The 10,847-nt window shown below is 63.8% G+C and carries 10 protein-coding genes; 3 read left to right on the top strand and 7 right to left on the bottom strand.

Annotated elements, in window-relative coordinates:
• Positions 1 to 12 precede the first annotated feature (12 nt).
• The 4 genes from QSU92_RS07500 to QSU92_RS07485 all read right to left on the bottom strand — a co-directional run bounded on the left by QSU92_RS07500 (position 13) and on the right by QSU92_RS07485 (position 4,076).
• Positions 13 to 882, bottom strand: a complete 870-nt coding sequence (locus tag QSU92_RS07500; RefSeq protein ID WP_289265553.1) for a carbohydrate ABC transporter permease — start codon at positions 880 to 882, stop codon at positions 13 to 15.
• Positions 879 to 1,742, bottom strand: a complete 864-nt coding sequence (locus QSU92_RS07495) for a carbohydrate ABC transporter permease (protein ID WP_289265552.1) — start codon at positions 1,740 to 1,742, stop codon at positions 879 to 881. Before QSU92_RS07495 ends, QSU92_RS07500 begins: the two co-directional genes overlap by 4 nt.
• 113 nt (positions 1,743 to 1,855) lie before the next feature.
• Positions 1,856 to 3,328, bottom strand: coding sequence for an ABC transporter substrate-binding protein (locus QSU92_RS07490; RefSeq protein WP_289265551.1), 1,473 nt, complete (start codon positions 3,326 to 3,328; stop codon positions 1,856 to 1,858).
• Complete coding sequence (locus QSU92_RS07485; RefSeq protein WP_289265550.1) at positions 3,288 to 4,076, bottom strand: DeoR/GlpR family DNA-binding transcription regulator; 789 nt, start codon at positions 4,074 to 4,076, stop codon at positions 3,288 to 3,290. The genes QSU92_RS07490 and QSU92_RS07485 overlap by 41 nt, the downstream gene beginning before the upstream one ends.
• A gap of 83 nt (positions 4,077 to 4,159) precedes the next feature.
• Between QSU92_RS07485 and QSU92_RS07480 the strand changes: the two genes are divergently transcribed.
• A complete protein-coding gene (locus QSU92_RS07480) occupies positions 4,160 to 5,176 on the top strand; it encodes a phosphotransferase family protein (protein WP_289265549.1) in 1,017 nt (338 codons plus the stop codon).
• A 4-nt stretch (positions 5,177 to 5,180) separates the two neighbouring features.
• The gene (eno, locus tag QSU92_RS07475) at positions 5,181 to 6,461 is read left to right on the top strand and encodes a phosphopyruvate hydratase (RefSeq protein ID WP_289265548.1); all 1,281 of its coding nucleotides are present in this window, start codon (positions 5,181 to 5,183) and stop codon (positions 6,459 to 6,461) included.
• Between the two features lie 57 nt (positions 6,462 to 6,518).
• Here the strand turns inward: eno and QSU92_RS07470 are convergent, their stop codons facing one another.
• From QSU92_RS07470 to QSU92_RS07460, 3 genes are all read right to left on the bottom strand, one after another.
• On the bottom strand, positions 6,519 to 7,673 hold the full coding sequence (locus QSU92_RS07470; RefSeq protein WP_289265547.1) for a sugar ABC transporter permease: 1,155 nt from the start codon (positions 7,671 to 7,673) through the stop codon (positions 6,519 to 6,521).
• Between the two features lie 92 nt (positions 7,674 to 7,765).
• Entirely contained in the window at positions 7,766 to 8,566 is an 801-nt protein-coding gene (locus QSU92_RS07465) for an ATP-binding cassette domain-containing protein (protein WP_289265846.1), read from the bottom strand.
• Between the two features lie 146 nt (positions 8,567 to 8,712).
• Positions 8,713 to 9,651 (bottom strand): substrate-binding domain-containing protein, encoded by a 939-nt coding sequence (locus QSU92_RS07460; protein WP_289265546.1) that lies wholly within the window; start codon positions 9,649 to 9,651, stop codon positions 8,713 to 8,715.
• 323 nt (positions 9,652 to 9,974) lie between these two features.
• On the opposite strand from QSU92_RS07460, the gene QSU92_RS07455 reads away from it, so the two are divergent.
• A complete protein-coding gene (locus QSU92_RS07455; RefSeq protein ID WP_289265545.1) occupies positions 9,975 to 10,766 on the top strand; it encodes a DeoR/GlpR family DNA-binding transcription regulator in 792 nt (263 codons plus the stop codon).
• Positions 10,767 to 10,847 lie beyond the last annotated feature (81 nt).

Below are 10,847 nucleotides of genomic sequence, written 5' to 3'. Positions count from 1 at the left end.
GTGCGGGGAGATCTACTTGATGGCGCCGAGGGACAAGCCTCGGACCAATTGCTTTTGGGCGAGGAGCCCGGCAAGTACGACCGGGAGGGTGGCCAGCAGGGAGGCGGCGGACAGCTTGGCGAGGAAAAGTCCCTGGGTGCTGATGAAGCCGACCAGGTACAGCGGAACGGTCTGCGCTTGCACGGAGGTAAGGCTGCGGGCGAGGAAGAACTCGTTCCAGGAGAAGATGAAGCACAGCAGTGCGGTCGCGGCCAGCCCGGGGGCGACCATGGGCCACACGATGCGCCACAGTTCCTGGTAGAAGTTGGCCCCGTCGACGCGGGCCGCCTCGAGGATCTCCTTAGGGATCTCAACCATGAAGGAGCGGATCAGCCAGACCGCCAGTGGCAGGTTCATCGCCGTATACATGATGATGAGCAGGACCGTCTGGTCCAGAAGTCCCAACCAGTTCGAGATCAAGTAGATCGGGATAATTGCGCCGGCGATGGGCAGCATGCGGGTGGACAGCAGGAAGAACATCACGTCCCGCCAGGCACGGATCGGACGGATAGACAGCGCATACGCGGCGGGCAGCGCCAGCACCATCACCAGCACCACCGAAACGACGCTGGAGGTGATGGAGTTCTGAAAGAAGGGGAGAAAGTTGTTTGCGAACGCGGTCTGGAACTGCTCCAGGGTGGGCTCGAAGAACAGCTTCGGGGGTAGGGTTACGGCGTCGACTTCGGACTTGAACGCGGTGATGATCATCCAGATGAACGGGAAAACCGTCAGCAGCGCCACGATCCAGGTCAGCGCGCTCAGCATCCATCCGTAACGGCCCTGGGTGCGGCGTCTCCGGGTGGAGGTGACGGTGATGAGCTCGGTCGCGGTCCGGGTGGTCATGATGCCCTCCCTTCGGTGGACTTGAGCAGGTTTGATGCGACGCGCAGGCCGATTGAGGCGATGATCAGGGTTGCGATGAGGACGATGACGGCCATCGCGGAGGCCTGGCCGATCTCAAGTCCACGGAATGCTCGCTGGTACAGGTAGTAGGGCAGGTTGGTGGTCGCAGATCCCTGAGCGGCGAGGTAAACGGCGTCGAAGGTCTGGATGATATAGATCGAGCCGAGGACGACGCTCAGTTCGCTGTAGGGCCGAAGGTGCCGCCAGGTGAGGTAGCGGAAACGGTCGAATGAGCGGGCGCCGTCCACCTTGGCGGCTTCGATGATGCTGGGATCTTCGCTCTGAAGCCCGGCGAGGAGGATCAGCATGAAGAACGGTGACCACTGCCAGCTGAGGATGATGATGACCGACAGCATCGGGTGCTGGCCGAGCCAATCGACCGGGGGGATCCCGACCAGGCCGATGACCCAGTTGACGATGCCGTAGGTGGTGCCCAGCATGGTGTTCTTCCACAGCAGCGCGGTCGCGGCGGGGAGGACGAGAAACGGGATGATCAGCAGGGTCCGCACGACGCCTCGTCCCCGGAACTCCCGGTTGACCAGCAACGCCAGCAGAAGGCCGACGATGAATGAGATCAGCACGGCGCCGACCGTCATTATGGCGGTGTTCCCGGCGGCCTGTAGAAACTCGGGCTCGGTGAAGATCTCTGCGTAGTTGGCGAGCCCGATGAACTCCGGACCGTCCTGGCTAGTGGCCAGGTTCCAGTCGTTCAGGCTGTACCAGAGGGTGAGGAGGAACGGCAGCTGGCTGACCAGCAGCACCACGATCATCGTTGGGTAGAGCGGGAGCGCGACCTTCACCCGTGCCCACCGCGACGACTGATCACTCGTGATCTCTCGGGTGGCGCCCGGCGGAGGCGACGGGGCCTGCGCCGGGCGCTTCTGCGCCTCAGAGACTGAGGACTGCGTCATGATTACTCTCCGTCGGCCCATTCACGATTGTCTTCGGCGAACCGGGCGAGGATTGCATCGGCTGCGGCGCCGACCTCGGCGCCTGACGCCCCGCTGGTGATGGCGTCGGATACCTCCTTGGCGACCTGGGTGCCGAAGTCCTGATACGCGGGCAGCAGCAAGAACAGGATGCCGTCGTACGGCGTCTCGGACGGGTGCTGAGTCGGGTCTGCGAGGTCGACCATGTCGAGCGAGGTCTGCGCGAACGGCGCCGCCTCCATGTACTCGGGGATCTGGTAGGTGGACGCGCGTGTGGCCGAGGGTGCGCGCTCCCAGCCGAGCTCCTCACCGACGAGCTTCACGTAGTCTTTCGAGCCGAAGAAAGACAGGTACTTCCAGGCGGCGTCTTGCTTCTCCGAGGTGGAGGTGATGGCCAGGTTCCACGACCAAAGCCAGCCGTTGCCGTCCCACGAGTCGACCGGGGCGGGGGCGTAGCCCACCTGACCGACGACGGAGCTGACCTCGGGATTCTCAACAGAAGCGCCGGCCGAGGTCGCGTCGAACCACATCGCCGCCTGACCCTGCGTGAACGCGGTGAGGCACTCCGGGAAGCCGGCCGTGGAAGAACCGGGCACGCCGTAGTTGCGCTGCAGGTTGAGGTACGCGTCGATCGCGGCTACCGACTCGGGGCTGGATAGTTGTGGGTTCCAGTCCTCGTCGTACCAGATTCCGCCGAAGGCGTTGATCATCGGGTTCAGAGCCGCCATCGAAGCCCCCCACGAGGCGTCGCCGCGCAGGCAGATGCCGGCGAGATTCTGCGACGGGTCCTGGATCTGCTCGGCAAGCTGCGCCACGTCGGCCCACGTTGGCTTCTCCGGCATCTGCAGGCCGGCAGCGTCGAACAGGTCTTGCCGGTACATCAGCATGGACGACTCGGCGCTGATGGGGACCGCGTACTGCTGGTCGTTCAGGGTGAGGCCACTGGCCACGGCGGGAATGATGTCGCCTTCGTCGAACTCGGTGTCCTCGGCGAGGTAGTCGTCAATCGGTGCGAGCCACTCGTTCTGCGCCCACAACGGCACCTCGAGCGGGCCGATGCTGACGACATCGAACGGACTGGAGCCGGTGGCGACGCCCTGCGTGAGCTGGTCACGCAGCTGGTCCTCGGGCAGGTTGACGTATTCGACCTTAACGTCGGGGTATGCCTCTTCGAACTGCGGGGTTAGCTCGCGGATGTCATCGAACTGAGGGACGGCGGCGGTGGCGACAGTGATGGTGGTGACGCCGTCGCTGCTGTCCGGCGTGGACGTGCTCGCGGTGCAACCGCTGACGGCCAAGGCGGAGGCCGCGATGCCTCCGACCACCGCGACTGCGCGGTAACGCCGCAGCGCTGCGGGGGATGACTTGGTCATGAACTGCCCTTCTTCTGTTGGTGGCATGGTGTGCCGCCGCGCGTTAGGCGACGACGATGTGGTCGACGGATTGCCGAAGATCATCGAGAAGATCCCTGTCGATGCCCGAGTCGGTGACGATCACGTCTACGCCGGAGGGTTCGGCGAACCGGTGGAAGTACTCAGCGCCGATCTTGGAGTGGTCCAGCAAAGCAACCGACCGGCGGGAAGCGCGCACCATCGCCTGCTTGCATTCCGCTTCGGCCTGGTCGGAGGTGGTCAGCCCGTGGTCGACGCTGAATCCGTTCGCGCCAATGAATGCGACATCGATTCGCAGCTCGCGAAGAGCGGCCACCGCCCACGGGCCAACGGTGCTCTGGCTGATCGGGCGGAAGACACCGCCCAGGTGCATGAGGGTGACGTTGGGGAACGCGCTGAGCTCGTTCATGATGTGCAGCGAGTTGGTCACAACCCGCAGCCGGGTATCGGGATCGAAGAATCGGGGCATGAGCGCCGTTGTCGTGCCGGCGTCGATCAGGATGGCGCCGTCCTCGGGAAGTTCGGCGATAGCAGCCTGCGCGATCCGCATCTTCTCGTCGGTCATCACCGACTGGCGCACGGCGTTGGCCGGCTCGAAACCGAGTCGCTGAACCGGGATCGCGCCGCCGTGGGTGCGGGTGACGAATCCCTGCCGCTCAAGGTGGACGAGGTCCTTGCGCACTGTCTCGGTGGTGACGTCGAGCTCGGCCGCGGCGGTGGCCACGTCGACCCGACCGAGTTGTCTCACCCGGTTCAGAAGGACACGTCGTCGTTCTTCGAGGTACATCATCGTTCCTTTCGGTTTGGTCAGCATTGCACTGATCGCAAGCAATCACAAGTCGACAAGTCCAGAAACGCTTGTGTATGGTTGCGATACCCACTCTGGATTGGACTCACATGTCGACGACGCTTGCCGTGACCACTGTGCCCGCCTATCTCCGGGAACGCGGGCTCTCCTTCGCTCCAGACGACCACTGGACGGTGCAGCAGCTCACAGGCGGTGTCAGCGGTGCCGTCTACTCCGCTTTCGATGGCGTGCGGCGCGTGGTGGTGAAGCAGTCCCTGGACAAGCTCGACGTCGAGGATGACTGGAGTGCGCCCCGTGAGCGGATTCTCAACGAGGCCCGGGTGATGAGCATGTTGGGCGACATCATCCCCACCCACTCGCCCGCCGCCCTCGACGTCGACGAAGAGACACTGACCCTCACGATGGAGCACGCACCAGTCGATTGGGGCGACTGGAAGACTGAGCTCCTCGCAGGTGACCCCGACCTCGAAGTCGCGGCGGGCCTCGGTCGCATGATCGGCTCCGTGCATACGGCGACCAGTGAGCAGATGTGGTCCCTTCCTCCCGACGACGGCGCCGCGGGCTTCCTCGGATTGCGCATCGAACCGTTTCACTACGCCGTTGCGGAGCGAGCGCCGGACTATGCCGAAGCAGTTGAGGGAGTCGCCGACCGCATTCTCTCTACCCGCCGCTGCCTGGTACACGGCGACTTCTCGCCGAAGAACGTGCTTGTTGCACCTCGAACGTCCGAGCGACCCCGTCAGTTCTGGCTCATCGACGACGAGGTCGGCCATCGGGGGGACCCTACCTTCGACGTCGCATTCTTCCTGTCCCATTTCGCTTTGAAGCGCATCCGAGCCGGGCATGACCGACGGGCGCAGTTTGATCGCGCGGGACATCTCTTCGTTGAGGCGTATGAGGAGACCGGCATCGCCCTGGATGACAGGGACCTGTCCGAGCAGATTGGCTGTTTGATGCTGTCCCGAGTCATCGGTAGATCGCGAGTGAAGTACCTCACAGAGGAGCAGAAGGAGCGAGCGTTCCGTGTCGGTGGGGCCTTGCTGACTATGGCCGAGCAGTACGACCGTTCGCATCCCTTAGAAATCTTGAGCAGAGACGAGGACTAGTCCCATGCCAACCACAACCATTTCAACCCTGGAGGCGTGGGAGGCCCTCGACTCACGCGGCCGCCCCACTGTCGGCTGCCGTGTCACTCTGCAAGGCGGTGGCACCGGTCGGGTAATCACACCCTCGGGTGCCTCCACCGGCGACTTCGAGGCGATCGAGCTGCGCGACTGCGACGACCGCTACGACGGCTACGGAACCCGGAGCGCCGTCGACCGCCTGAGAGGACCGATTTCCGACGCTCTCATCGGGCTGGATGCAGGAGACCAGCGGTCAGTCGATGCCGCGATCGAAGCCCTCGACGCCGACCCTGCGCTCTCCGGCATCGGCGGCAACTCCGCTCTCGGCGCGTCGCTTGCCACGCTGACCGCGTTCGCCGACGCTGACCGCTCACCCCTGTGGCGGGTGCTCGACCCTTCCGGGGTACCCCTCATCCCGCTCCCGATGGTGAACATCATCTCCGGCGGTGCTCACGCGGGTCGAGCAATCGACATCCAGGACATCCTCGTCGTACCGCTCGGCTCCTCCAGCTTCACTGAGGGCATCGAGTGGGCGGCACGGGTACGCGCGGCAACCGCCGCTCTGCTTACCGAGCAAGGCGGATGGGCTGCGCTGGTCGCCGACGAAGGCGGGCTCAGCGCCCGCCTCGAGTCCAACGAAGCCGCCCTCGCACTCGTCACCAGCGGCATCGAGCGCAGCGGGCTGCGCGTGGGTGACGATGTCGCCATCGCCGTCGACATCGCCGCCTCCCAGCTCGTGGACGGCGCCGGGCAAATCGCGCTGCGATCCGAGGACATCGCCTTGACCACCGAGGAGTGGATCGCCCGCCTGGCGGATTGGGTCCAGCACTACCCCATCGTCTCTGTCGAGGACCCACTCGGTGACAACGACTGGGATGCATGGAGGGGTGCCTCAGCCCGCCTTGCGTCAATCCAGCTACTCGGCGACGATCTTTTCGCGACGAATGTCGATCGGATCGAGAAGGGCATCGCGGAGGCCATCGCAAACTCAGTCCTCATAAAGCCGAACCAAGCTGGCCTTGTCACGCGAACCGCGGATGCGGTGACGACATCCCGACGCGGCTCGTACGCAACCGTCGTCAGTGCCCGTTCCGGCGACACCGAAGACAGCTGGCTCGCAGATCTCGCCGTCGGTTGGCGAGCGGGGCAGATCAAGGTTGGCTCAACGATGCGCTCAGAGCGCACCAGCAAGTGGAACCGGCTGTTGGAGATTGAAGCGACGCATGACACGCAGTACGCGGGTCGCGCCGCATTGGCGCTCAGTTAGCCGCTGACAACAGCGTCGAAGTGCATCTCGCCGGTGTCTCACGCCGTCCTCGACGGACTAAGCGCGTCCGCTCGAGGCGCGAGACCTCCTGGCCACGGCGTCCAGTGCCACCGCGATGAGCACCACAGCGCCAGTGACGATGAATCGGATAGATGAGTCGAGGTTGAGCAGGGTCAACCCGCTCGAGATGGATTGGATCACGAGCACGCCCAGCAGTGCCGCGAAAGCCGACCCGCGTCCCCCGAACAGACTTGTGCCTCCGATGACAGCGGCAGCGATGGCGTTAAGGTTCACGTCTCCGGTGCCCGTCTGCGGCCCAGCGGAGTTCAACCGCGCGGCGGCCAGGAGACCGCCGAGGGCCGCGAATGTGGTGCAGAGCATGAACACCGACATGTAGACGCGGGACACGTTGATGCCGGAGCGGCGTGCGGCTTCCCTATTGCCGCCGACGGCGAAGACAGATCGTCCCCACGATGTCCGTGTGAAGGCGTAGTTCATGATGAGCACCAGTACGACAAAGAACACGAACATCCATCCGACGCCGCGGGTCAGGTTGAGATACCACGCCGCAACCACCAGGACGATCAGGAGTGCAGCAGACCCCATAATGTTTACGCTCAGGGGCCGCGCGGAGAGCCCCGCTGTCGTCCGTCGGCGCGCAGTCAGGAAGGACGACAGAAAGACGCTTCCCGCTACGACCACCGCGAGTACATAAGAAAGTGGCTCAGGGACGAAGGCCTGCTGGCCGAAGTACACCAGGAACGAGTCGACGGGCAGGTTGATCGTCCCGGAGGTCCCGAGGGTGAGCAGCTGCAGGCCGAGTATGCCCAGTAGCCCTGCGAGAGTGATGACGAACGAGGGCACACCGATGCGGATGTAGACGATGGAGTAGAACAGGCCGATGAACAGTCCGACCGCGAGTGACGCAAGAACGGCGAGCGGCAGCGCCCATCCGAGGGTGACGAAAGTCACAGCGACGATCGCGGCCGAGAGTCCGCTCACGGACCCGACGGACAGATCGATCTCCCCCACGAGCAGCACACACACGATCCCCAGGGCTAGAACGCCGACCGGCACTGACTGCATGAGGAGGTTGGCGAGGTTGTTGCTGGAGAGAAAAAAGGGGTTGAGCGCCTGGAAGATTGCCCATATCAGCGCCAGTCCGATGATGACGGGTAGGAGCCCGAGGTCTCCGCCACGAATGCGGCTCACAGATTGCGAGAAGATTCCGCTGAGACCGGCGGCCTCGGCCTGCAGGCGTTCGTCTTGACGATCGGTTGGGCGGGGATGCTGCGCTGTGCCGGTCACGGATGAGTTCCTGTCTCTGAGGTGGCCGCAGGTAAGGCCTGTTCGGCCGCGCTCACCGAGTCGACGGCCGCTCTGCGGCGGGAGACGACATTGTCGGTGGCGCCGGTGATGGCGGCGATGAGCTGCTCGGAGTTCGTCTGCCTGGCGTCGAACTCGCCGTTGTTGCGACCGAGCCGGAGGACGACCACGCGGTCGGCGACGGCGCGGACATCCTCCATGTTGTGGGTGATGATCACAACGCCCAACCCGCGCTCGCGAAGTCGTTCGATGAGATTGAGGACCTCAGCCGTCTGCGCCACTCCGAGCGCCGCGGTGGGCTCATCGAGGATGATCAGTTTCGGCTCCCCCAGGAGCGACCGTGCGATCGCGACGGTTTGACGTTGCCCGCCCGAGAGTGAGGCGATGGGAACTCTCACCGACGGAATCTTGGCCGACAGCTGGCGAAGCAGATCCCACGCCGTGATCTCCATGGTGACCTCGTCCAACTGCAGAGGCTTCATCTCCCTGCCAAGGAAAAGGTTCTGAACCACGTCGAGGTTGTCGCAGAGGGCGAGATCCTGGAACACCGTCGCGATCCCTCGATCGATCGCGTCGTTGGGTGAGTCGATCGACACCTCGTCGCCCGCGAAGACGATGGTTCCCGCATCCGGCTTGTGTACCCCTGCGAGGACCTTCACGAGTGTCGACTTGCCCGCCCCGTTGTCGCCGACGATGGCGACGACTTCGCTGCTGCCCACCGACAGATCAACGTCGGTGAGGGCGGCGACTGCTCCGAAGCTCTTCGAGATGGCTCGCATCTCGAGCACCCTATGAATCTCCGGGTGCCGCGGTGATGTGTCTGTTGTCACGACATGCAACTTTCTGCGGGGCTCAGTGGGTGTGACGAAAGGGAAGGAAGGTGGGACGCCGGACTGCAGATCAGGCGTCCCGACCCTCGCGATGTCTACTCGATGCCCAGCTCGGCGCACCCTGCGGCAAACTCGCCTGTGCACACCTGGTCGGCTGTGTAGATGCCCCCGTCGAAGATGACCTCCTTGACGTTCTCCGCGGTCACGACCGTCGGAGTGAACAGCCGGGAGGGGGTGTCGAACAGCTCTGTGTCTGCGGACGGAGTCTCGCCGCGGATGAGCTGCACGGCGACCTCGGCGGCAGCTTCTGCCACCGTGGCAATGGGCTTGGAGATCGTGTTGTACTGCGTGCCGGCGATTATCCGCTGGATCGCGGCGAGTTCTGCATCGTTGCCGGTCACGGGCGGAACGGGACTGACGCCGGCTGCCTGGAACGCCGCGATCGACCCGCCCCCGGTGCCGTCGTTGGCTGCCACGACGCCGACGATGTCGTCGAACTGCGTGATCTGTCCGCTCACCCAGTCCTGGGCTTCCTGCGGGTCCCACTGCGGAGTGTCGAACTGCGCCAGGATCTCGTACGAGCTTGCGTCCACGCCCGCGTTGATACCCGCCTTGATGAGTTGTGCCGCATCGTCGGTGGGCGATCCGTTGACGATGAGTACTCCGCCCTCGGCCCCGTCGGCATCGAGCTTTTCCACGAGAGAGGTTGCGATGAGGTTGCCGATCTCCTCGTTGTCGAATGAGACATAGAAGTCGGCCGGCGCAGTCGTGATCGGACGGTCATAGGTGATGACCGGGATACCTGCGGATTGCGCGCTGGTGACGATTGTCGCCGCGGCCTTCGTGTCGACGGCATCGAGAACGATGGCCTTCGCCCCTTGCGTGATCGCTGACTCGGCCTGCTGCTGCTGTTTCGCAGGGTCCGAGTCCGCGTTCTGGTAGACGACTTCGCAGTCCGTGCACAGTTCCGCCACCTTGGCGGTGAAGAGGGGGGCGTCCTGCTCCTCGTATCGTGTCGAAGCCAGATCGGGCATCAAGAACGCGATAACACCGGACTCAGCCCCGTCCCCTCCTGAACCCGAGCCGGATGCGTCCATGGAGCACGCCGCCAGTGTTGTCCCCAGAACAAGTGCGCCCAGGACGGCGGTGAATCGCAGATGTGACTTCTTCATCGAATCTCCTCTTTGAGCCCCGGTGCTGGGGTGCTGACGATGCAGATGCGCTGACCGCTTACTCAGCCGTCGCTCGGCCGACTATATCAACGACAGCGGTAAAAATGTCAATGAGAGTGTTAAAACATCAAAGTCCAGTAAGTCGCACTCGTCCCGATAACATGCTCGATGGAGGGAGCAACGACATGGCTACTGCTGCGGGTGCGATCTCCCGCGCCGCTCGTCAGCGGATCATCCTCGATCATGTGCTGCGCGTCGGTTCCGCCACGGCCGCCGAACTCATCGAGCTCACCGGGCGCAGTGCTATGACGGTTCACCGCGACCTCGAAGATCTCGCTGCACGCAATCTTGTAAGGAAGTTCCACGGCGGCGTCTCCGCGCTCCCGACAAGCGTCTTCGAGTCGAGCTCCGAGTTCCGTCTCCTGCGCCGCACGGAGGAGAAGGTGGCTCTGGCCAAAGTCGCCATTTCCTTCGTGGAGCCGGGCATGTCTCTCATGCTCGACGACTCCACGACCGTCCTTGCGCTTGGTCAGCTGCTCTCGGCGTCCGCTCCTTTGACGGTCGTGACGAACTACTGCCAGGTTCTTTCACTTCTCAAAGAGGCCGCGGATGTGCACCTCATCATGATCGGAGGAGCGTACTCCCGCACGCACGACTCCTTCATCGCACCCCCGGATCAGACGAACCTTGAGGCGTATGCGGTCGACATCGCTTTCCAGTCGACCTCGACGATGGATGACCGGTTGACGTACCACCAAGAGCAGGACATCGTGACGATGAAGCGGGCCATGCTGCAGTCCGGCCGACGCCGGGTGCTCATGATGGACGGCTCGAAAGTCGGCCACACGTCCCTGCACCGATACCTTCCGATCTCCGAGTTCACCGACGTCATCCTGACCGAGGATGTGGAGCCCCGAGTGCGGGAGCGTATCGCTGATCACGCCACGGTCCACGTTGCGTCGCTCTCATCACGGTGATCCCCCGCTCCGTCGGGGATCGCTTCGCCGGGATTGATATTTTTACCATTCTGGATGTTATAGTCCTCATGCGGAATCGAC

Origin of the sequence: Microbacterium sp. ET2, from assembly GCF_030347395.1 — a bacterium.
In the GTDB taxonomy this organism is placed as follows: domain Bacteria; phylum Actinomycetota; class Actinomycetes; order Actinomycetales; family Microbacteriaceae; genus Microbacterium; species Microbacterium albipurpureum.
The sequence above is the reverse complement of the archived record's forward strand: the minus strand, read 5'-3'. Positions and strand labels throughout refer to the sequence as shown.